This is a genomic window from Sphingobacterium sp. UBA7038 (assembly GCF_002494055.1).
GTDB classification, from domain to species: Bacteria; Bacteroidota; Bacteroidia; order Sphingobacteriales; family Sphingobacteriaceae; genus Sphingobacterium; species Sphingobacterium multivorum.
Window position 1 is genome coordinate 24,558 of record NZ_DLAV01000006.1, and the last position, 20,894, is coordinate 45,451.

The 20,894-nt window shown below is 39.6% G+C and carries 23 protein-coding genes; 10 read left to right on the top strand and 13 right to left on the bottom strand.

Annotated features, from left to right (window positions below):
• Positions 1–105 precede the first annotated feature (105 nt).
• Positions 106–1,509: a M56 family metallopeptidase gene (locus B3H30_RS01930; RefSeq protein ID WP_070564697.1), complete on the bottom strand. Its 1,404-nt coding sequence runs from the start codon at positions 1,507–1,509 to the stop codon at positions 106–108.
• A complete protein-coding gene (locus tag B3H30_RS01935) occupies positions 1,506–1,880 on the bottom strand; it encodes a BlaI/MecI/CopY family transcriptional regulator (protein ID WP_070564700.1) in 375 nt (124 codons plus the stop codon). The genes B3H30_RS01930 and B3H30_RS01935 overlap by 4 nt, the downstream gene beginning before the upstream one ends.
• Positions 1,881–2,251: 371 nt before the next feature.
• Between B3H30_RS01935 and B3H30_RS01940 the strand changes: the two genes are divergently transcribed.
• Entirely contained in the window at positions 2,252–2,827 is a 576-nt protein-coding gene (locus B3H30_RS01940; protein WP_070564703.1) for a 2,3-bisphosphoglycerate-dependent phosphoglycerate mutase, read from the top strand.
• Between the two features lie 196 nt (positions 2,828–3,023).
• On the opposite strand, the gene B3H30_RS01945 is transcribed toward B3H30_RS01940, so the two are convergent.
• Positions 3,024–3,683, bottom strand: coding sequence for a metal-dependent transcriptional regulator (locus B3H30_RS01945; protein WP_070564705.1), 660 nt, complete (start codon positions 3,681–3,683; stop codon positions 3,024–3,026).
• Positions 3,684–3,799: 116 nt separating this feature from the next.
• Between B3H30_RS01945 and B3H30_RS01950 the strand changes: the two genes are divergently transcribed.
• Entirely contained in the window at positions 3,800–5,935 is a 2,136-nt protein-coding gene (locus B3H30_RS01950) for a TonB-dependent receptor (RefSeq protein ID WP_139144952.1), read from the top strand.
• Between the two features lie 246 nt (positions 5,936–6,181).
• Here B3H30_RS01950 and B3H30_RS01955 read toward each other — a convergent pair whose 3' ends face one another.
• The gene (locus tag B3H30_RS01955) at positions 6,182–6,706 is read right to left on the bottom strand and encodes a hypothetical protein (protein ID WP_070564708.1); all 525 of its coding nucleotides are present in this window, start codon (positions 6,704–6,706) and stop codon (positions 6,182–6,184) included.
• 323 nt (positions 6,707–7,029) lie between these two features.
• On the opposite strand from B3H30_RS01955, the gene B3H30_RS01960 reads away from it, so the two are divergent.
• Together B3H30_RS01960 and B3H30_RS01965 are read left to right on the top strand one after the other, a co-directional pair.
• Entirely contained in the window at positions 7,030–7,269 is a 240-nt protein-coding gene (locus B3H30_RS01960; protein ID WP_070564711.1) for a hypothetical protein, read from the top strand.
• The gene (locus B3H30_RS01965; RefSeq protein ID WP_070564714.1) at positions 7,247–7,543 is read left to right on the top strand and encodes a hypothetical protein; all 297 of its coding nucleotides are present in this window, start codon (positions 7,247–7,249) and stop codon (positions 7,541–7,543) included. Before B3H30_RS01960 ends, B3H30_RS01965 begins: the two co-directional genes overlap by 23 nt.
• A gap of 36 nt (positions 7,544–7,579) precedes the next feature.
• On the opposite strand, the gene B3H30_RS01970 is transcribed toward B3H30_RS01965, so the two are convergent.
• A complete protein-coding gene (locus B3H30_RS01970) occupies positions 7,580–7,945 on the bottom strand; it encodes a response regulator transcription factor (RefSeq protein WP_070564717.1) in 366 nt (121 codons plus the stop codon).
• Between the two features lie 487 nt (positions 7,946–8,432).
• On the opposite strand from B3H30_RS01970, the gene B3H30_RS01975 reads away from it, so the two are divergent.
• Positions 8,433–10,955 (top strand): cation-translocating P-type ATPase, encoded by a 2,523-nt coding sequence (locus B3H30_RS01975; RefSeq protein ID WP_070564720.1) that lies wholly within the window; start codon positions 8,433–8,435, stop codon positions 10,953–10,955.
• A 145-nt stretch (positions 10,956–11,100) separates the two neighbouring features.
• On the opposite strand, the gene B3H30_RS01980 is transcribed toward B3H30_RS01975, so the two are convergent.
• The 4 genes from B3H30_RS01980 to B3H30_RS01995 are packed head-to-tail and all read right to left on the bottom strand — an operon-like array spanning position 11,101 to position 14,298.
• Positions 11,101–12,039 (bottom strand): glycerophosphodiester phosphodiesterase family protein, encoded by a 939-nt coding sequence (locus tag B3H30_RS01980; protein WP_070564723.1) that lies wholly within the window; start codon positions 12,037–12,039, stop codon positions 11,101–11,103.
• Between the two features lie 3 nt (positions 12,040–12,042).
• On the bottom strand, positions 12,043–12,558 hold the full coding sequence (locus B3H30_RS01985; protein WP_070564726.1) for a shikimate kinase: 516 nt from the start codon (positions 12,556–12,558) through the stop codon (positions 12,043–12,045).
• Positions 12,559–12,563: 5 nt separating this feature from the next.
• A complete protein-coding gene (locus B3H30_RS01990) occupies positions 12,564–13,748 on the bottom strand; it encodes a BT_3928 family protein (protein WP_070564729.1) in 1,185 nt (394 codons plus the stop codon).
• A 7-nt stretch (positions 13,749–13,755) separates the two neighbouring features.
• Positions 13,756–14,298 carry a DUF1599 domain-containing protein gene (locus B3H30_RS01995; protein WP_046673902.1) on the bottom strand — a complete coding sequence of 181 codons (543 nt, stop codon included), beginning with the start codon at positions 14,296–14,298 and terminating at the stop codon, positions 13,756–13,758.
• Between the two features lie 302 nt (positions 14,299–14,600).
• On the opposite strand from B3H30_RS01995, the gene B3H30_RS02000 reads away from it, so the two are divergent.
• From B3H30_RS02000 to cysM, 4 genes are all read left to right on the top strand, one after another.
• On the top strand, positions 14,601–15,398 hold the full coding sequence (locus B3H30_RS02000; protein WP_046673903.1) for a HipA family kinase: 798 nt from the start codon (positions 14,601–14,603) through the stop codon (positions 15,396–15,398).
• The gene (locus B3H30_RS02005) at positions 15,376–15,759 is read left to right on the top strand and encodes a DUF3037 domain-containing protein (protein WP_070564732.1); all 384 of its coding nucleotides are present in this window, start codon (positions 15,376–15,378) and stop codon (positions 15,757–15,759) included. Before B3H30_RS02000 ends, B3H30_RS02005 begins: the two co-directional genes overlap by 23 nt.
• A gap of 120 nt (positions 15,760–15,879) precedes the next feature.
• On the top strand, positions 15,880–16,689 hold the full coding sequence (locus tag B3H30_RS02010) for a serine O-acetyltransferase (protein WP_046673905.1): 810 nt from the start codon (positions 15,880–15,882) through the stop codon (positions 16,687–16,689).
• 5 nt (positions 16,690–16,694) lie between these two features.
• Positions 16,695–17,567, top strand: a complete 873-nt coding sequence (cysM, locus tag B3H30_RS02015) for a cysteine synthase CysM (protein WP_070564735.1) — start codon at positions 16,695–16,697, stop codon at positions 17,565–17,567.
• A gap of 76 nt (positions 17,568–17,643) precedes the next feature.
• Here cysM and B3H30_RS02020 read toward each other — a convergent pair whose 3' ends face one another.
• Entirely contained in the window at positions 17,644–18,003 is a 360-nt protein-coding gene (locus B3H30_RS02020) for a bleomycin resistance protein (protein ID WP_046673907.1), read from the bottom strand.
• A gap of 242 nt (positions 18,004–18,245) precedes the next feature.
• Here B3H30_RS02020 and B3H30_RS02025 point away from each other — a divergent pair, with 242 nt between their 5' ends.
• Positions 18,246–19,220 (top strand): YeiH family protein, encoded by a 975-nt coding sequence (locus B3H30_RS02025; protein WP_070564738.1) that lies wholly within the window; start codon positions 18,246–18,248, stop codon positions 19,218–19,220.
• On the opposite strand, the gene B3H30_RS02030 is transcribed toward B3H30_RS02025, so the two are convergent.
• The 3 genes from B3H30_RS02030 to B3H30_RS02040 form a co-directional block, all read right to left on the bottom strand.
• A complete protein-coding gene (locus B3H30_RS02030; RefSeq protein WP_286833093.1) occupies positions 19,217–19,681 on the bottom strand; it encodes a GNAT family N-acetyltransferase in 465 nt (154 codons plus the stop codon). The two genes, B3H30_RS02025 and B3H30_RS02030, sit on opposite strands and share 4 nt — an antisense overlap.
• Before the next feature lie 40 nt (positions 19,682–19,721).
• Complete coding sequence (locus tag B3H30_RS02035; protein ID WP_046673910.1) at positions 19,722–20,180, bottom strand: MaoC family dehydratase; 459 nt, start codon at positions 20,178–20,180, stop codon at positions 19,722–19,724.
• Positions 20,181–20,338: 158 nt separating this feature from the next.
• Positions 20,339–20,782: an SRPBCC domain-containing protein gene (locus B3H30_RS02040; RefSeq protein WP_070564744.1), complete on the bottom strand. Its 444-nt coding sequence runs from the start codon at positions 20,780–20,782 to the stop codon at positions 20,339–20,341.
• Positions 20,783–20,894: the final 112 nt, after the last annotated feature.

Sequence of the window (20,894 nt, forward strand, 5' to 3'; positions counted from 1 at the left end):
GATCTAAACAACATTCTGGTTTATAGGTGAGTAATTGTGAGGGGGAGACATATCGCAATAAGAGGAATTGTATTCCTCTTATTGTATTCCGAAGAATTCTGCTATCTATTTTTTATTTACAGATTTTACTTCTACTTCGGGTTTCATTTTAAGGACGATCTTTACGGGCGTTTCCTCCTTAACTTGAATATCTTTTTGATCTTGATTTGAACTGACAGTCGCATTCGCAGAAAGATTGATACGTTTTGGTTGACGCGGTTGAATATTCTCGACCTTGACTTCCTCAATTTTAGGTGCTACTTGCACTTCTTCGACTATCGGTGAAACTCTTTTTGATGGAGTAGACTCTTTTTGAGGCTCCGCAAATTTGATTCGCTCAACATGTACCTCATCGATTATTTTTGGGGAATTTTGAGGTGGAGCAGGTCTTTTCCGAGGTTCCGGGGAACGTACATTACCTTCTTGTTGGGAAGAAGACCTGCGCTGGGATATCATTGGCGGAACCATTTCTTTTGTCGGTGATTTAGGAGATCTTCCACTAGTTTTAGGAGCGTCCGGTCGCCTTGATGCAGCGGGCCTTATTGCGGTGTTGGTAGCCGCTGCTTTTTTTGTCGTGGTCGGCGTTGTTTTCTGTGCTTCCGCATGTGTTGAAAACAATGTAGATATCGCTACTGTCAGTAATAAAGTAAGCCCGGGCATTAGCAAGAGTTTACTTCGGGTTGTTCTTTTTTGTAACATAATTAATCGTTTTTTTGTTGTTAAGAAATTAAAATTACTGGCCGGTAATGTGTTTATATCAGGGGTGGGCATGCTCCACTCGATAATCAAATGTTGGTATCTTAACTTTTCATGAATCTTGACTACGGCATTATCTGCAAGGTATTCATGAGTTTGTCGGATCGATTTCTGAATGAGATAAATGAAGGGATTGAACCACAAAAATATACCCAAAATCTGTATGAAAAGTACATCCATCGAATGGCGTTGATTGGCATGGGCCCGTTCGTGAGTTATAATTGACTGATCAATACCGCCCTGTTGATAGGCATCTTTGGGAACATAAATTTTTTGAAAAAAGGAAAAGGGTGTTTTTAAACCATGTATACAATAAATGGACTGTTCATGGGTTGGTGTGGCACTTCGGATATAATATAGGAATTTGCGGTATAACCATACTTGTCTCAGAAGTAATGCAATGGTGACAATTACATACATCAGCAGAGCGACATCGTACCAATCGACGTGATAATTATTGAAGAGCGCTGAATCTGTTGCGGGCTGTTTAATGATCGGCCCCGCAGGGGTAACATCACTGTTTCTGTCGTTCAGTAAGTTGAAAACATCAAATGGGACAGCGATCTGTAACAATGGAATGATGACAGATAGGGGGATAATCCCGAGTAAATAACAACGGTTGAATAGCAGTAGTTTTTGGTTGCGTAGTATTGACCAATAAATAAGATAGAGTAAACCCGAACAGGCTATCAGTTTTCCAATATATAGCATCATGTCTCTTTGTTTTTAATTTCGGAATCAATTATATTTTTCAGTTCCTCCAATTGCTCTTTGCTCAGCTGAGATTGTTTAGTGAAAAAAGAAGCAAATTTTAATGCTGAATTGTCGAAGTAGCTTTCTACGATATCATTTACATGTGCTAAATAATAGCTGTCTTTATCAATTAGTGGATAATACTCTCTCGAATTTCCATAAAGCACATAAGATATCGCTCCCTTTTCAGTCATTCTCTTCAATAATGTAGCAACAGTTGTTGGCGCCGGTTTAGGTTCAGAATACGCTTCCATAAGATCTTTCATAAAAGCTTTTTTCATGTCCCAGATGTAGCCCATCAATTGTTCTTCCGTAGCTGATAATTTATTCATACTACAAATATAGAATGTATTCTATATTGTGTAGAATTAAAGTGTGTTAAATAATTTATTATTTTTTTATTTTGTTGATTTATAAGTGTTTATTTTTTTTTTTTTTGAGGATGGAGATAATTTTCACCGTAAAATTAGTTGCTGTTCCCAGATATAACCGATAAGCTTATACAAATAATAGGGGAGCTGAATATGTCCGTATATTGTTTTAACTAAGGGATCTGTCGTTGGATATTGAAGTACTTCGGTCCCAGGTTTAGATGATTAGACAAGGACTAAGTGGTATAAATAAAACAAAATGGAATGTATCGCTATTATATATGATGTTGGGTGCGTAGTGAGATACCGTTTAGAAAAACTTTGGATAAATAATGGCAAAACTTTTTTTAGTCCGGCATGGACAGTCGCAATGGAATTTAGAAAATCGCTTTACGGGATGGCAAGATGTTGATATTACTGAATTGGGACAACAGGAAGCTCGGGAGGCGGGACTGGCTCTGGCAAACGAACCAATTGATATAGCATATACCTCGACACTTATAAGAGCGCAGCATACGTTAAAGATTATTTTGCATGAAATGGGCGATCCTCACATCCCCATTGTTATAGACGCTGCTTTGAATGAACGAGGTTATGGAAAGCTTGAGGGCTTGAATAAGGCCGAAACAGCCGAAAAATATGGTGCTGAACAGGTGCATATCTGGCGCAGATCTTTTGATGTGCCTCCGCCTGGAGGTGAGAGCCTTAAAGATACATACGAACGTGTTATTCCATATTATGAACGTTTTATAGCACCCAAACTGAAAGAAGGTAAAAATGTACTCATTGTTGCGCACGGCAATAGCCTAAGGGCGCTGATTATGTTTTTGGAACATCTTTCTCCGGAACAGATATTGGAACGGGAGATTGCTACCGGGCAACCGATCAAGTATCAAATTGAAGAATAAACGCTCAATTTTTACAAATTGATAGTTGAACTGTAGAGACTGATAATTTATCGTATTTCTATAGATTCTCGGGGTTTAGCATTTTAAAGATTTACTTGTTTTTGTTAGTTGTATCTAACAATTGTTTTCTTAACAAAGAGAAATAACAGTAGATTTCATTTCAAAAAATAACATTTTGATCTCATTCTCTCCTAGTTTAGGCGATAAGGCGTACAAGTAGTGTTGCGGTGACTTTGCTGCTTAGGACTTCTATTGGCCTGTCTTTGTATTCCACTGTGATGCTAGCATCGAACGGTTCTATTGATTTGATTGTTAAAGTCGTACCGAGCTCGAGATTTTTCGCTGTCAAATATTGTAAAAGCTCCTTAGAAGATGGCTGAACCGCCATTAATGTAATTATATCACCTACTTTACAACTATTTAGAAACACATAGTTTTCCAAAGGCATAACCCCATTAGAATCGGGAATTGGCGACCCGTGGGGATCTACCGTCGGATAACCCAATAACTCATCCATTTTACTGAAAAATTCGGGCGAATGTATATGCTCAATCTGTTCAGCAATCTGATGGACTTCATCCCAGGCAAACCCCATTTTCTCAACCAGATACATTTCAGTAAGTCGATGTTTCCGGATAATAAGGGCGGCTTCTTTCTTTCCTTCTTCAGTTAGCCGCAATGGTTTATAGCTTTCATAATGAACGAAACCTTTGTCGGCTAGTTTTTTCATCATACTATTTACTGTGGGCATCTTGATGTCGAGCCTTTTACTTATTTCATTGACATTCGCATCACCCTTTAGGTAAGTGAGGTTATACAATGCTTTTAAGTAATTCTCTTCGGTCTGTGAAATCATAAGACAAATTTATTAAATATTAGCCGTGTCTAATAATTATGTTATAATTATTTTGTTAGTCTAATCTAACTTGTTAGATTTGCTTATCTAAATTTATAAATATAAAAAAGCAAAACATGATGAAAGTGTACAGTGCTCATTTGACAATTGCCATGGTGCTTACAGGATTTATTTCCTTTGGACAGACAGGTAAGATTAATGGTAAGGTTTACGATAAGAATGGTATGCCGTTAGGAGCAGCATCCGTTGTTATTCCAAAATTACAGATAGGTGCCAAATCGAACAACTCAGGAAGATATATCGTTGAAAGTATCCCCCATGGTACCTGGGAAGTGGAAGTAAAACACATTGGATTTAAGGAATTCCGTGATTCAGTAAAAGTCGGTCCAGGGGTATTGACCAAAGATATTCAGTTAGATGGGGCTGAACTTTTACTGGATGAAATTGTGGTAACGGGTACCAAAACATTTAAACGCAAAACAGAGAGTCCTGTAATGGTAAATGTTTTAGATAGCAAGACTTTGGACAATCTACAAGTGTGTAATCTTTCGGAGGGTTTGAAGTTTCAACCCGGATTGCGCGTAGAAACAGACTGTCAGACCTGTAACTATACGCAATTGCGGATGAATGGACTTCAGGGTGGTTATTCACAGATTCTGATTAACGGTCGGCCAATTTTCAGTCCGTTGATGGGGCTCTATGGTATGGAGCAACTACCGGTCAATATGATTGAAAAAATTGAAGTTGTTCGCGGGGGGGGCTCCTCATTGTATGGTTCAAGCGCAATTGGCGGAACGGTGAATGTGATTACAAAGCTCCCACGGGCAAACAGCTATGAAATCAATTCTTTCTATCAGCGTATAGGTGGGGGGACAAATGATTTTAATCTCGGGGGCAATGCAACATTGGTCAACGAGAAGGGGAATGCCGGAACTTCATTCTTCTTCAACAAGCGGGATCGTGGTTTTTACGATGCAAATGGTGATAATTTTTCTGAAATACCCAAAATTGAAAATACCTCTTTAGGAATTAATTCATTCTATCAGTTTTCAGATAATCAAAAATTAGAAGTCTCCTTAAGCAACCTGAATGAATATAGGTTCGGTGGTGAAATGACCGATAAACCGGCGTATTTAACACTGCAGTCAGAAGAGCGGCACCATAAAATTTGGATGGGAAGCACTGATTATCAGATTAACTTTAATCAAGATAAATCGGCATTGATCGTCTATACTGCTTTTCAAAATACCAATAGAAAACATTATACAGGGGTATTTCCAGATGATCCTGAGGCGATTGAAAATCATCTCAAGCATCCACCTTATGGGGATTCTAAAACAACAACACTTCAGGGAGGTTTTCAATTGAATCATGAGATCAGCAATTTCTTTAATGGTCGTAATGTATTGACCATTGGGTCGGAGTACGTTTCTGATAAAGTTTATGACGAAATTCCGAGTTATAATTATCTCGTGGATCAGCATACCAAAGATTGGGGAAGCTTCTTTCAAAGTGATTGGGATTTGGCGGCTAAGTTTAATGTATTGTCGGGTGTTCGGGTTGACAAACATAATTTATTGCATAAAGTTGTTGTCAGTCCGCGAATAGCACTCCTTTATAAATATGCCCCTACAACACAATTTCGATTAAGCTATGGAACCGGCTTTAGAGCGCCACAGGCATTTGACACCGACCTGCATATTGCGTTTGCTGGTGGCGGCGTATCGCGTGTACAGTTATCCCCTGATTTAAGGGAGGAGCGTTCAAAAAGCCTGAGTGGTTCGATAAACTACGACAAAGCAACTGAAACGTGGATAGCAGGCTTCACCCTGGAAGGATTTTATACGCACCTGAATAATGCATTTGTACTTGAGGAAATCGGTGCAGATAATTTTGGGAAGATTTTTGAAAAGCGAAATGGAAACAACGCAACTGTAGCCGGAGGAACATTGGAATTACGTGCAAATTATGCTAAGAAGATTCAGTTGGAAACTGGGTTGACAGTGCAGCAAAGCAAGTATGATAGTCCGGTGTCGTATTTGGAAGGAGTAGCTCCAATTCGATCATTTTTGCGGACACCCAACGAATATGGTTTTGCCAACCTCAATATTACAGCAAGTAAACCCTGGACAGTCAATTTAAACTATGTTTACACGGGAAATATGCGTATTGCCCATGTCGGGGAGCAGATAATTTTCCTGACGATCAAATGGTACGGACAGGAGCCTTTTCGGAGCTCAATAGTAAAGTAGCTTATGCATTTAACTTACCGAAATACAAAAATATCATTGAGCTTTATGCAGGGGTAAAAAATATTTTTAACGCGTATCAAACTGATTTTGATACCGGGAAAAATCGCGATAGCAATTACATTTATGGGCCCAACATGCCAAGGACATACTTTGTCGGTGTAAAGATAAAAACACCTTAATGGTGAAAACAAAAAATCCTGCACACCGATGATGAGCAGGATTTTTGTTATTTGTATTCGCGTTATGCTATTTCAAAACGAATTTAAATCCTAAAGAAAAACGCGATGGCTCGAAATTAGAACCATGAGAAAGATTCCACCAAGGTTTCCAGTCGAAATGCATGGCCAATGGTGCAGAAGGTATTTTGAACTCTAGACCCAAAGCTGGACGGATCGCAAAATCAGTATGTGTTTTTCCATCTTTCCAATGGTAGTCGTCATACCAGTCGTCGTGCCATTTACCATAATCAATAAATGATACTTGTGGACCAACACCAATGTACCATGAAAGACCTCGAGATCCAGGAATACGTTTGTTGTATGAATAATCTACGCCGATAACAGTAATATTGTCTCCAAATAATACTTGTGCATTTCCAGCGTCATTTCCACCAAAATTGTGTTTTATCTGTGGACCGAATAATGTTTGACCATCGCCGACGTCTATTCCAAGACCAATGGCTGTCCGATAGGGAGTTTGTGCGTTTGCTTGCTGATGAGCAACAAATAGTAGCGTAAAAAGTGTTAGAAAAGGTAGAATTACTTTTTTCATGATAATTTAAAAAAATATAAGTTGTGTGCTTCCGATTAGAAAGCTTTCGCTGTTCAAACAAATAGTTTGCCAAAGATTTTTTTAATATTTTGATAAACAATAAATGATATGTAACTACCTCTTTTTTAGTTGATTTTTTTATGGATAATCTAAAAAAAAATCAACCATATATATTAAAGTATTGTTCTTATAATAGAGAGCTGCTTTTTTAAGGTTTAATAGTGCTCAGGCTATTTTTTATTGATGGCTATTATAATTTTAATCGGTGAGGTGTTATTAAATGTTATAAAAAGCAGCATTTAAAATACTACAAAATACAGCAGATGGAGAAACTACAAATTAATACGGAAAGGATCGAAGAATGGATTGCAGCGGGATATGATGTTCTTCAAGATGGAAAATTAATAAAAGTCGAAGGTGATCTGCAGGAATTTCTAAAACAGTTTGCTGATGATACAGCAGATGGAGGACCAAAAACATATCTGTTGAAGGAGCTGCTTACCTGGCCAGAGGAAGATTTAAAAAAAGTAGAAATGGGTTATGGAACAGATGAAAATAGCTGAAGATAAAATTGTACCATTGGATTTTGATTCAGAAGAATTACCTTTTGAAATTCGTGAGCTACGTCCCGTTGTATTTAGAGAAGAAACGTCGTATTGGTGTTTACTGGGGCCCGATCCGCATCAAGGCATTTTCGGAAACGGTGAAACGGCTTTAGATGCTTTAGCCGACTGGCTAGAAAATTTACAGGTACGTTTAAAAACTGGGGACGAAAATGATGAAGTAGCGAATTATGCTCGGGAAAGTCTTCGGGCATCGAATCGTGATGTCTGGTAATATTCCGTAGTTATATTAAAAGTCTCCCCATACAGATTAATCACGATTGTTAATCGTCAGTCGATTGACCCGTAATAGGAGTTCTTCCGGGCTAAACGGCTTCACCATGAAATCTGAAGCGCCAAGATCAAAAGCTTCAATGACGACTTCTTCTTGTCCCATGTTGGAAAGTACAATGACGGGGATTTTTTTCTCGAGCTTTTTTATGGAAGAAAGTACTTCTATTCCTGAAGCAAACGGCATCATAATGTCGGTAATGATCAAATCGAGATCCATTGTATTGAGCTTTTCAATTGGATCTTTTCCATTGGTGGTAGTGATAACCTCATGACCTGCCTTGATCAGTTTGTATTGAACTGTCCGTAATATCAACTCATTATCTTCTGCAATTAAGATGACCATCTTATTTTTATTATTAATATACTACTATGGAGGCCACAACAAGTTTAGATCCTATTCCATATCCTGACGATAGGTACAGAATATTTTACAATATATGTTTAGTTTTCAGCTTCTGTTTGTGTTTTACATGGTCTGAAAACATAGGTAGCAAAGAAGGACTTCAATAGCAAGAAGCTGTCCTGGTATTATTGGAAAATGATCGCAAAATTGCTTTCGGCTAATATGAAATTCAATGTCCCCAAGTGAATTTCTGCGCAAATATAGGATTGTAATAGAAATATTCAATAAAAGAAAAGCAGTAGAAGGTAAATTTTATGCTAATCTGTTGTTGATGAGTTTTGTATCCTTCCTTTTTTACAAAAAGTAAAGGCTGAAAATTAAAGATTGTAACATGATGTTACGGATAAGGGAGACGATAGCTGACAGATGTTTTAATCCCTGTATACCAGAATTATTCATTATATTTAATCAACCTAGTTCATTCGATATGTCATATAATATTCCCGAGAATCTGAAAGGTCTTTCCGCAACTGAGGTGCATGCCTCCCGAGCTAAATATGGTTGGAATCAATTGAGCGATAGCCACAAGAATACATGGTTTGAACTGCTTGTGGATATTTTGAAGGAGCCTATGCTGATTCTATTGATTATCATCTCGATGATTTATGTTTTTGTGGGGAATTACGGAGAGGCCGTATTTATGTTTGTCGCTATTGTTGCCGTTACGGCAATTTCCTTTTATCAGGACAATCGTAGCAAAAAAGCCCTGGAGGAACTTGAAAAGCTGAATGAACCATTAAGCACTGTGATTCGAAATGGGAAGGTTAGTGAAATTCCAACACATGAGATTGTTGTGGGCGATCTCTGTATTACAGAGGAAGGTCGAATTATAAACGCCGATGGTCGTATTTTACATAGTAACGATTTTTCTGTCAATGAATCTTCGCTGACAGGGGAAAGTTTTTCGGTCTTTAAGGACAGTAAGTCCGAGGATAATCTGGTCTACAGTGGGACAGTTACGGTCTCGGGCCTGGCCGTGTTTGAAGTTACTGAAATCGGTAAAGAGACACGTGTTGGGAAAATCGGTGAATCGATAAAGAATATCAAAGAAGAAATTTCGCCATTGCAGGTGCAAATCCAAAAGTTTGTAAAAGCAATGGCCATTGTCGGTATACTCATTTTTTTATTCGTATGTATATACAGTTTTATTGATAGTGGTAATTTGGTGGCGAGCTTGCTCAATGGACTTACGTTGGCGATGTCTGTGTTGCCAGAAGAGATTCCTGTTGCATTTACGACTTTTATGGCGCTTGGCGCATGGAAGCTCATGCGTGAGGGGATTATCATCAAAAGAAGCAGTATTGTTGAGACTTTGGGCAGTACGACGGTGATTTGTACCGATAAGACCGGGACTATTACAGAGAATTCCATGCAATTGAAATACCTCTATAATTATGCTACGGATTCATCTTATGATCAGGAAAGGTTTGATGAATCCGATTTAAGAGAGCTTATCGATTATGCGATGTGGAGCAGTGAGCCTGTGCCCTTCGACCCCATGGAAATTACGTTACATAAAATATATGAAAAAACGCAAAAGCGGGACCTCAGAAAGGAATATGCACTATTTCATGAATATCCTTTAGAGGGTAAACCGCCGATGATGACCCATCTTTTCGAAAATACAGGAAAAGATCGGATTATTGCTGCCAAAGGGGCGCCGGAGGCTATACTTAGCGTATCCAAGCTGTCCGATAAGGAGAAAAATAAAATTAGGGCTATTGTTAAATCCTATGGAGCGCAGGGTTTTCGCTTATTAGGTGTGGGGAAAGCGACATTCGAAGGCAATAATTTCCCTGCGAATCAACAGGAATTTGAGTTCCAATTTTTAGGGTTGACGGTATTTTATGATCCGCCCAAAAAGGGTATTCAGGACGTATTTCAAGATATTTATGATGCGGGGATTAAAGTCAATGTGATTACCGGCGACAATGCCGATACGACTCAAGCAATAGCAGCTCAGGCCGGAATTCGTATTTTGTCTGCGCCGGTCAATGGCAGTGAAATCGTAAACAAGTCCGAAGCTGAAATTATGGCGATAGCAGAGCAAACAACGCTATTTACCAGAATGTTTCCGGATGCTAAACTGGCCATTGTAAATGCCCTGAAAAAGAAAGGCGAGGTCGTGGCGATGCTTGGCGATGGGGTGAACGATGGCCCAGCATTAAAAGCAGCCCATATCGGCGTGGCAATGGGCAATAAAGGTACTGAAATTGCAAAATCAGCCGCGGCATTGATTATCACAAACGACGATTTACAAAAGTTAATAATCGGTATAGCCGCCGGAAGAAGGATTTACGCAAACATCAAGAAGGCGGTTCAATACATCATTTCTATTCATATCCCCATTATTTTGACCGTATCACTCCCTTTGTTTTTAGGCTGGGTATTTCCGCAGATTTTTAGCCCTGTGCATGTGATTTTCCTCGAATTGGTCATGGGGCCTACTTGCTCGATTGTATATGAAAATGAACCTATTGAAAAGGATACCATGAAGCGGCCTCCTAGAGCTATGAGCGACACTTTTTTGAGTATAAATGAGCTTGGAATCAGCATTGTTCAAGGCCTGATAATCACCATAGGAATTCTTTTTGTTTATCAATTTGCTGTTCAGCAGGGGGGAACCGAGGAAAAAACAAGGGCTATGGTTTTTGCTACTTTAATCTTTGCCAATATTTTACTGAGTTATGCCAATCGATCTTTCCATTATAGTATCCTGGAGAGTTTTAAAAACCGAAACTTGCTGCTCGTTGGGATTTCGATCGCTGTGCTTCTATTTTTAGCGGTGATATTATATGTTGCTCCGGTTGCCCAATTTTTTGCTGTAACAGCCCTAAGTGGATATGAATTGGGAATAGCGCTGTCCGTGGCTGCAGTATCCGTTTTATGGTTTGAGGTTTATAAATTGATCCGGAGAATTTCAGTTCAAAGAAAATCTGATAAATCTTAATATAAGATTAGGATTTGAAATTTACACTAACAACGATTAGCTGAAAGGCAGCCTAAGCTCATGATGCGATGCAGTGTCAAGTGCGATATTTGATGGCGAAATGATTTCTGTAGTGATTTGAGGTGGAGAAATGATGTTATCAGTCTTACTGAATAAATTTCGAAGTAATTCCTCTTTTCTTGATGTAGAAATTCAGCGCTCGCCCTGCTTCCGTAGGTCGATCTGTACTTAATATGTCTGCGCCGCGATCAATAAACCCAGCATAAACTTGAAAGCCTTTTTTGTCGGCCTGTTTGTCCAAGTTCCCCAGTGTACCCAATATGCACATGATGCCATGGTCATGTAGTATTTTGGTTAATGCTGGATCTGCTTCACGTGTTCCGACGAAAGCTAACAAGCGATTGTCGGGTATATCTTTTTCATTTAGACGAGCAAGGTCCTCAATGTTATTGACCGAAGCCGAAATCATGATGTCGCTCGCCAGACTGTGCACTTTGGCCGCTTGGTTGGCACTATACGTGATGATGACTACGCTGGATTCTGCTCTTTGTTTGCGAATAGCGTTGATAACGGCTTCATAAGGGACATCATTTTTAATGTCTAAGGTGAAGATTACCTTTCCTTTTCCCCAAGCAAGTGCTTCTTCCAGCGTAGGGATCCTATAGGGTGTTATCTTTTTGTTATTGTCCAATAGACGAAGACTTTTGAGCTCAGCCAATGTGCTGGCGTTCACAGTCCCTCTACCTGTGGTTGTTCGGTTTAGCGTATTATCATGCATTAATATTAATGCCGAGTCTTTACTGATACGAACATCACATTCAACAAGGACTGGCTGTAAGCTCGCGTTATAGGAAAAAGTTTCGATTGCATTCTCCGGGTATCCGGATGCGGGGCCCCCACGATGCAAACTGACCAATGGATAACGATTATCATCATAGGTCAAAAACTGATATAATTCCTCCACATTTTGGAGCTGTATACGTTTACCCACCGGCAAGCCATCCGTATTGGCTCCATTACGAAAGCAACTGCTTACGATAAAGCAGATCAATAAAAGGAAGTAGTGGGGGGGACGTATATTCATTGTCTATCTATTGTACTGATTAATCAAATCGGCCAGTGTCTCGACACTCGTGTTTAATTGGTCAATCGTCAAATGTGCCTGTGTATAATAAGGTTCTCTTTCGATCAACTTTTCTTCAATAAATAGCCGTAGTTCCTCCGGTGATTTTCCGATCAGAATGGGCCGTTTGTGTAATTTAGATTGAGAAAGACGGTCAAAAAGTGCTTTGGGCGACATCTGTAAGTAGACGGCATAACCATTCGCCCTGATCCATTCCATGTTATCAAAGAAACAGGGGGCGCCACCACCCGTAGATATTACGGCAGCATTCTCCGCAAATTTACGCAATTGCTCGCGTTCTAATGTCCGGAAGGCGTCTTCACCATGCTGACTAAAATATTCGGTAATGCTCATGCCAATTTGTTTGACGATTTCCTCATCAGTGTCGATGAAAGGGAGCTCGAGTTTGGTGGCAAGTTTCTTACCCAGGGTAGTTTTTCCACTTCCCATATAACCAATCAAAAATATAGGTTTAGGCATAGGTACTATTTGTCTTTACTTAGAAATTTATCTTCAATGGTTTTGGCATCCGGAAAATTATTATAGTGCCATTTTCCGAGGACGTTGCCTCCTTTTAGGAGCAGTACACCAGGATTTGCTCTCACCATGCTTTTCAGAGGAATGAGATCGGCATAGAATATCTCCGCAATTAATTGCATTTTATCACTCAGATATTGCGCGTCTTTGGATGCAGAAGCAGTCAATAGAACAACGCGCAGTCCATTATAATCTTTTGTTAACTGAATGGCTGTCTGATTGATCTTTTGGATAGCATCAATATTGGTCGAAGAAAGATCTTTTGCAACGATCACAAGGTTATAATACGGGTTGGCAATGATTTCCTGTGTATGATCTGCACCATCAGCGTCTGTAATTAAGAGATCAGGAATAGGGATGTCATATCCTTTTTTTACTAATCTACTCTCAGGCTCACCTATAATTTCCCATGATTCATCTTCCCATAGCTTGTCAGCCATATAGACTTTGTCATTGACCTTTTTGGTTTCGCCTGTCTTTTTGTTTTTCATGGTATAGATTTGCTCAAAGACATCGCCTTGTTTGCCTTCAGGTAATACCATTAATGAAGGTAAGTTGTTGCCAACTTTGTAGGGTAAGAAATCAATAAAGGGGAGGTAGTTTACGGTGTAAACACCAATACCTAAGGAGATGATCGCTGTAATCAAAGTAGCAACGAATTGATTGCCTGATCCTTTGATAATTGATCGTAATTGTTTTCGGTTAAAAAATAGAATAAGGATCAAGGCCAAGAGCACCAGATCTTTAGAAAATGATTGCCAAGGTGTGAGTGGGATGGCATCGCCAAAACAACCACATGAGGTCACGACCTCAAAAAATGCCGAATAGAAGGTTAGAAAGGTGAAAAACAGGATCAGCAGCAGCAGGCCCCAGGCAACGGTATTTGCATAAACCCCAAGTAATAAAAGTGCGCCTAACAAAATTTCAAAACCACATATCACCACGGCCATGGCAGTGGCGTATTCATTAAAAGCTGTGAGATGAAAGACCTCAAAGTATTCCTGAAGCTTATAGCCAAACCCTGTCGGGTCATTTGCTTTAATAAAACCGGAGAATATGAACAAAAGTCCCGTAAAAATCCGGCAAAATCCTAAAAGATAATTTGTTTTGGTACGCTGCTGTGTGGCTGTCATAATCCGATTATTGTTGTGCAATTCCTAATTTAATTAATGCAAAAACTGCGTAGTTGAGCATATCTTGATAGTTGGCATGGATGCCTTCAGAAACAAGGGTTTGCCCATCATTATCTTCAATTTGTTTAACGCGGTGTATTTTCATCAAGATCAGATCTGTCATGGAAGAAACACGCATATCGCGCCATGCTTCACCATAATCGTGGTTTTTGGCAAGCATGAGATCTCTGGTCTCGGTAACCTTTTCGGTATATTTCTGATTCACAAAAGTTGGATCCAGATTTTCTTCACCATCTTCACCCAAATCAATCTGAATCATGGCCATGACACAGTAATTGATAATACCGATATATTCGTCGACAATGCCTTCGCCAACTTTGGAAACCTTTTTGATTTCTAGCGTGCGTATACGTTGTGCTTTAATGTAAATCTGGTCTGTAATGGAAGATAGGCGCATAATCCGCCAGGCCGTTCCATAATCTTTTGTTTTTTTAATAAATAAATCCTGACAATGTTTGATAACATTGTTATATTCCTGAATGGTATCCATATCGTTGATTGAAGAAACTTGATGAGACAAGTTGTGATTACACTACAAATATAATTAGAAAATAATACTTCCAACGGTCAAATGAATGTACAATTTGTGCTTTATTGCTAAAATATAAGCAATAATTTTGGATATTACCACACTTAATAGTTCGCAGGGGCAAAGAGTAGCGGGATTGTGCAAGTACATGACGTGAATTTCTCGTTTCCTATAGCTGCAAACGTTTAAATATAGGTAACTTTAGATAAGTTTGATCAGTTTGCATGGTATTACCAACTTTGAAGATCGTAAAAATATAATTCATGGATTTTAAACAACCTGTTATTAGAGATGTAGAGATCATCCGATATGTTCAGCCATTTCGGGAAGGAGGGTCTTTGCCCGCATTAGTCGATGCCGATGACGGCTTTAGTTATGTTATAAAATTTAGAGGGGCAGGTCAGGGACGAAAAGCATTGATCGCAGAACTGATCGGTGGAGAGCTAGCAAGATTGCTAAAATTGAGGGTTCCCGAAATTGTATTTGCGGAGCTGGACGAATCCTTTGGCCGTACAGAACCCGATGAAGAAATTCAGGATCTGCTCAAATTTAGTGTAGGCAAAAACCTGGGACTTCATTTTCTGAGTGGAGCCATCACATTTGATGCGAATGTTGATGCCATCGGCGCGGAGGAAGCTTCGAAAATTGTCTGGTTGGATTCTCTCTTGATGAATGTTGACCGTACTGTTCGGAATACAAATATGCTGATATGGCATAAAGAACTTTGGTTGATAGATCACGGCGCTTCCTTATATTTTCATCACAGTTGGGATAACTGGGAAGAACAATCCCTAAAACCATTTGTTCAGATTAAAGATCACGTACTGCTCAAAAATGCGAGTATGGTGGAGAAAATAGATCAGGAATATCGTTCCGTTTTTACGGAAGCGGTATTTCGTGGAATATTGGCGGTGGTACCCGATGAATGGCTGGAAGATGCCGAACGTGAGCTCTCCGCAGCCGATGCGCGCGAAGTGTATGTTTCTTTCCTGAAACAGCGTGTAGCCAATTCATCCATTTTTGTAAAACAAATAGAAGATGCCAGAAAAGACCGTATATGAGTATGCTGTGGTACGTTTGATACCACGAGTGGAGCGAGAGGAATTTATCAATGTAGGCGTAGCTCTTTATTGTCGTAAGTATCGTTTTGCGAAGATGGTTTATCTGGTCAATGAACAAAAGGTGCGTGCTCTTTGCCCGAATATCGAGTTGGAGTTGATCGAAAATCATCTGTCTTCCTTCCAGCGAATCTGCCACGGCGAAAAAGATGCCGGTAAACTTGCCGAGTTAGATATCACTGAACGGTTTCGTTGGCTCACAGCGAAGCGGAGTACCCTGATTCAATGCTCGGCATCACACCCCGGATTATGTGAGGATCCCGAAACAACATTGAACGAGCTGTTTGAACGCTTGGTTCGCTAAGCTAAAAGATATGCTCTGCTCATCAAATGAGCTCAATGATCGGCAATGGGGCTAAGTTTTGATAATAAGGCTTAATCTATCAATATTGTATAGTATATTTGTTTTAATAAACTAGTGAAGATGCATGATTTTTATCAACATATCTATGAACAGCAATTGGCTGTTCTAGAAATGCCTTCTAACAAGAAGATCTGCGGCTGGGCTATCCGAATTGTGGATGTGCTCTTCCCCGAACGAAATTCTAGCGAGATGAAATCGGTCGATGATGTGAAGCTCGCTTTTGAACAATTTGAATTGGAGCTTGAGCAGCTCCTGAGCAAATCCAAAGCTTGTCAAAGCTGCAATCACTCGGAAGTAGCGCACCAGTTTTTTGAACGGATTCCACAACTTTATGAATTGATGTGCTGGGATGCAGATGCATTGATGGATGGCGATCCTGCAGCACAGAATAAAAGAGAGGTTGTACGTACTTATCCCGGTTTCTTTGCGATCTGTATTTTCCGGATGGCGAACGAACTACATCGCCTGGGTGTTCCTTTGATACCGCGCATATTGACAGAACATGCGCATTCCAAAACGGGAATTGATATCCATCCTGGAGCAACAATAGGCCATCATCTGCATATTGACCATGGCACCGGATTGGTTATCGGCGAAACCTGCACCATCGGTAATTATGTGAAACTTTATCAGGGTGTAACCCTGGGGGCCCTGAGTGTGGATAAGGTGTTTTCCAATGTAAAACGCCACCCGACAATTGGCGATCATGTTATTATCTACTCTGGAGCCACAATCCTGGGCGGCGAAACACACATCGGCCATCATTCGGTCATTGGCGGGAATGTCTGGTTGACAAGTTCTGTCGAGCCTTACACCACCGTATACCATCAGGCAACATCAAAATTTATAGATTCAAAACCAATAATATAGATACCATGGGAAATATCATAGATACCATAGGAAATACACCCTTAGTCGAGATTACACAATTTCATACAAATCCCAAGGTGCGGATCTTTGCAAAAATGGAGGGTAATAATCCTGCGGGCTCGGTGAAAGATCGTGCAGCACTCAATATGATCCGTTCTGCGATGGAGCGGGGCGATATTACAAAAGATAGTAAATTGATCGAGGCAACGAGCGGTAATACGGGGATCGCACTTGCTATGATCGCCGGTATATATGGACTTAACCTCGAGCTTGTGATGCCAGCTTCTTCAACGCGGGAGCGAACACTTACGATGGAGGCTTACGGGGCGAAAGTTACTTTATTGGAATCCATGGAAATATGTCGCGATTATGCAGAAGAAAAGGCCGAAAAAGAAGGCTATTTTATATTGAATCAATTTGCAAATCCAGATAACTACGAAGCACATATCAAAACAACGGGACCTGAAATCTGGCGTGATACTGCGGGGAAGATTACACATTTTGTAAGCGCCATGGGGACTACGGGGACAATTATGGGAAATTCCATCTATTTGAAGGAAAAAAATGCAGCCATTCAGATCGTAGGCTGTCAGCCCACTCCTGAATCTTCCATACCAGGCATACGGCATTGGCCCGAAGCCTATCTGCCTAAGATTTTTGATCCAAGGAGGGTAGATCGCGTTATCGATATATCCCAACAGGAGGCAACAGCGCTTGCCCGGGAACTTGTTAAGCGTGAAGGTGTTTTTGCAGGAATGAGCACCGGCGGAGCTTTTGCAGGAGCACTTAAAATTGCAAATGAAATCGACGAAGGCCTTATTGTATTTATTGCCTGTGACCGAGGTGACCGCTATTTGAGTTCAGACCTTTTTGGCTAAGAACCCATACGAACAATACCAAGCCCACTATGGATCTTTGCTGATTTTTAGCAATCTTTAGTGGGCTTTTCGCTATTTAAGCATCGGCGCCAAAGGTGAGTAGATTGCTGTCGGGATCTAAAATCGAAAACTCCCGCTGACCCCAGGGCTTAATCTCAAGTTTGCCATTGGGGTGAATCTCAACGTGATTTTCTTGAAAAGACTGATACAGACAATCAATGTCGTCTGTGCGTATATAAACCATACCATAATTTTCTTCTGGTGGAAGTTCTTGGAATTCAAAAAAATGAATTTCAATATGGTCTTTTTTTAGCATCAGGTAACCTTCGTAATCGACTGCTCCACATAATGAAAATCCAAGTTTATGTAGATAAAAATCTTTTGTGATGGTTTTGTTGCGCATGGGCAGTTTGGGATGAATGGCTGTCAGTGTCATCGGTATATAATTATTAAGTCAAGTTTAATTCCTATGAATAACCTCGTTGAAATATAATCATTTATCGTAATACTTTAATGTTCTAATGGGAAGGATTCTTTCATTTTAATAGCGTATCCTTTAATTATTTTGGTTAAAATGCAGTTGTCTGTTATAACCAATTGTTATGACTCATTTGTAATTGTGTCTTTTAAAATAATTGAGAGTTATTCAATTTTGTGCCAAATCAAAGCATCATTGTCATGGACAAAAAAATAAATACGACAATTCGTTATAAGCAGCTGCTCAATCGAAAGGTCTTCGTTCGGGAAATCATTTTTATACTCCTATTTGTATTATGTCTTACCCCCTTTGTGTCGGCCCCTCTTGCCTTACTTTTGGGTATTATTGTGGCGCAATGGATTGGCCATCCCTTTCTGGCAGTCAATCACAGGGCAACACAGATTTTGTTACAGATTTCTGTGGTTGGACTTGGATTTGGAATGAATATCGATACAGCTATCCAAACGGGTAAGCAGGGGTTTGTGTTAACCGTTATTTCTATTCTCGGAACATTATCATTGGGCTATCTATTGGGTAGGTTACTCAAGTTGGAAAAGGTGACCGCTTATTTGATTTCTGTTGGCACTGCCATTTGTGGAGGAAGTGCCATTGCTGCGGTTTCACCGACGATAAAAGCCAATGAAAAGCAAGTAAGTGTGGCTTTAGGGACCATATTTGTACTTAATGCCATTGCTTTATTTGTATTTCCTGTCGTCGGTCATTTGCTTGATCTCAGCCAGACGCAATTTGGTTTATGGTGTGCGGTTGCCATACAGGATACCAGTTCTGTCGTTGGTGCGGCAAGTAAGTACGGTAATGAAGCACTACAGGTTGCGACAACCGTAAAATTGACTAGAGCGTTATGGATTATTCCAATTGCCTGTTTAAGTGCTGTAGCATTCAAAACCAAAGGGACAAGAATTAAAATACCGTATTTTATTGGCCTCTTTGTATTGGCGGTTATCTTAACAAGTTATATCCCTTTTTTTCAGTATATAGGAGGCTATGTCGTTTCTATTTCAAAGATGGGGCTTACCTTAACGTTGTTTTTAATTGGAGCAAGTTTGTCGAGGGAGGTCTTGTTGGCAGTAGGTTTTAAAGCAATACTACAGGGGGTAGTGCTGTGGTTGGGATTATCAATACCAGTACTCATCTATATCTATTTTTGTCTCTAGGGATTTAACGTATACCGCAGCATAATCATATCTTTCAACAACTGGCCATTTTCATAAATAGGCAGCTCATAATTTTCAATGAAAAAATCTTTACGGATGGCGTATTTAAAAAAGCCATTTCGTTCATAAAAGCGAATTTGGGCCAGGACACAATCTGCAGTACCTACAATCAGGTTCGGGTATTGCCGGTAGTTTTCCTTGATAAAATCAAGTAGTTGACTTCCGAGCCCCATACCTTGAAACTCGGGTGATACGGCAATGTTTTTAATTTCTAATGTCTCTGTATTGACCGGATACAAACAGAAAACAGCGATCGGTTTTACCGATTCATAGACAACATAAACCAGCGATTCATAGAGGTATTTGTCGATTGCATGAATGGTTTCGTCTGCCAAAAGCAACAAATCATAAGGATATTCCTTATGATTTGTAACAAGTTTTATTTGAAAGCTATTGCGCATGTATAAGAATTCGCTAATGGCCTATAGTCTAAGGTTGGAATTAATTGAAATGATATAAAAAGATGACATCACCCACATAAGCTGGTTTTGCACTGTCTTTGATTTTCAATGTAGCTTCGATGGTAACTTTGACAACCCCTCTCAAATTGACAACCGATTTTACTTGTGTATGGAGCTGTACAGCATTGTCAACCAAAACGGGTTGTGCAAAACGTAAGTTTTCAATCCCATAATTGATTTCCATTTTGACATTTCTTACTTCAGCAATTTGTTTCCATAAATAAGGAATGAGGGACAAGGTCAGATAGCCATGAGCAATAGTCGATTTGAAAGGACTATCAGTTTTGGCCTTTTCACTATCTAAATGAATCCATTGGTGGTCAAGGGTTGCATCCGCAAATTGATTAATTTGTTTTTGATCAATAACATGCCATTGGGATTCGCCTAATGATTTTCCTTCAAAGGCTTTGTACTCTTCATAATTGTTAATTATTGTCATATGTAATCTTTTTATCGCGTTTTGTTGGTATCGTTCTCCGCTTTCTATGAAGAAGGGGGAGACGAATTAGTGGCTAAATATAACTATACTTTTAAGAATCCTAAGCATATCCTTTATTTAAAAGATGATCGCATGAAAAGACAAGCTAAGCTCAATCGTCATTCATGCGATTGCCCGAGCTGTGTCGTTGCATAGGTGTTTTCAACGTAGGATCTGAAATTTTCGAGTATGGCCTGCCATCCATTACGTTGCATATCAATAGGATTTTCCGTTTCTGCATCAAAAATTATCGTGATATCCGTAGCAGACTTTTTTGCATTGAAGTTGATTTCAACATGACGACCATCAGGCATAACATAGGCTATTTTTTTAAAGGGTTCAAGCGCGGTATAGCTGCCTTCAAAATCAAAGCCCATAGATCCATCTTTTGCCTCCATTCGGTTTTTGAACTTTCCGCCAATACGTAAATCATTGATCGAACTTGTACAGTGCCAGTCATCTGAAGCATGATTCCATTGCATGATATCCTCGGCCGAGTTATAGGCATTCCAGATCGTTTCTACGCGTACGTTGATATGGGTTTCAATCTTTATCCGTTCCATATAATGTTATGATGTTTTCTAAGTTAATAACAGGAAAATTTGTGTTTTGTTATATCTGTTGCCAGATAATTATCAATATATAATAAAAAGTGTAAAGTTGAAACTTATTTTA

Coding starts and splice junctions, on each gene's coding strand:
- B3H30_RS02025 (WP_070564738.1), top strand. CDS start 18,246: ATGGACAAAAAAATAAATACGACAATTCGTTATAAGCAGCTGCTCAAT.
- B3H30_RS01980 (WP_070564723.1), bottom strand. CDS start 12,039: ATGAATATACGTCCCCCCCACTACTTCCTTTTATTGATCTGCTTTATC.
- B3H30_RS01945 (WP_070564705.1), bottom strand. CDS start 3,683: ATGATTTCACAGACCGAAGAGAATTACTTAAAAGCATTGTATAACCTC.
- B3H30_RS01995 (WP_046673902.1), bottom strand. CDS start 14,298: ATGGATACCATTCAGGAATATAACAATGTTATCAAACATTGTCAGGAT.
- cysM (WP_070564735.1), top strand. CDS start 16,695: ATGGGAAATATCATAGATACCATAGGAAATACACCCTTAGTCGAGATT.
- B3H30_RS01990 (WP_070564729.1), bottom strand. CDS start 13,748: ATGACAGCCACACAGCAGCGTACCAAAACAAATTATCTTTTAGGATTT.
- B3H30_RS01930 (WP_070564697.1), bottom strand. CDS start 1,509: ATGATGCTATATATTGGAAAACTGATAGCCTGTTCGGGTTTACTCTAT.
- B3H30_RS01955 (WP_070564708.1), bottom strand. CDS start 6,706: ATGAAAAAAGTAATTCTACCTTTTCTAACACTTTTTACGCTACTATTT.
- B3H30_RS02035 (WP_046673910.1), bottom strand. CDS start 20,180: ATGACAATAATTAACAATTATGAAGAGTACAAAGCCTTTGAAGGAAAA.
- B3H30_RS01960 (WP_070564711.1), top strand. CDS start 7,030: ATGGAGAAACTACAAATTAATACGGAAAGGATCGAAGAATGGATTGCA.
- B3H30_RS01970 (WP_070564717.1), bottom strand. CDS start 7,945: ATGGTCATCTTAATTGCAGAAGATAATGAGTTGATATTACGGACAGTT.
- B3H30_RS02030 (WP_286833093.1), bottom strand. CDS start 19,681: ATGCGCAATAGCTTTCAAATAAAACTTGTTACAAATCATAAGGAATAT.
- B3H30_RS01975 (WP_070564720.1), top strand. CDS start 8,433: ATGTCATATAATATTCCCGAGAATCTGAAAGGTCTTTCCGCAACTGAG.
- B3H30_RS01935 (WP_070564700.1), bottom strand. CDS start 1,880: ATGAATAAATTATCAGCTACGGAAGAACAATTGATGGGCTACATCTGG.
- B3H30_RS01985 (WP_070564726.1), bottom strand. CDS start 12,558: ATGCCTAAACCTATATTTTTGATTGGTTATATGGGAAGTGGAAAAACT.
- B3H30_RS01965 (WP_070564714.1), top strand. CDS start 7,247: ATGGAACAGATGAAAATAGCTGAAGATAAAATTGTACCATTGGATTTT.
- B3H30_RS01940 (WP_070564703.1), top strand. CDS start 2,252: ATGGCAAAACTTTTTTTAGTCCGGCATGGACAGTCGCAATGGAATTTA.
- B3H30_RS02005 (WP_070564732.1), top strand. CDS start 15,376: ATGCCAGAAAAGACCGTATATGAGTATGCTGTGGTACGTTTGATACCA.
- B3H30_RS02000 (WP_046673903.1), top strand. CDS start 14,601: ATGGATTTTAAACAACCTGTTATTAGAGATGTAGAGATCATCCGATAT.
- B3H30_RS02040 (WP_070564744.1), bottom strand. CDS start 20,782: ATGGAACGGATAAAGATTGAAACCCATATCAACGTACGCGTAGAAACG.
- B3H30_RS01950 (WP_139144952.1), top strand. CDS start 3,800: ATGATGAAAGTGTACAGTGCTCATTTGACAATTGCCATGGTGCTTACA.
- B3H30_RS02010 (WP_046673905.1), top strand. CDS start 15,880: ATGCATGATTTTTATCAACATATCTATGAACAGCAATTGGCTGTTCTA.
- B3H30_RS02020 (WP_046673907.1), bottom strand. CDS start 18,003: ATGACACTGACAGCCATTCATCCCAAACTGCCCATGCGCAACAAAACC.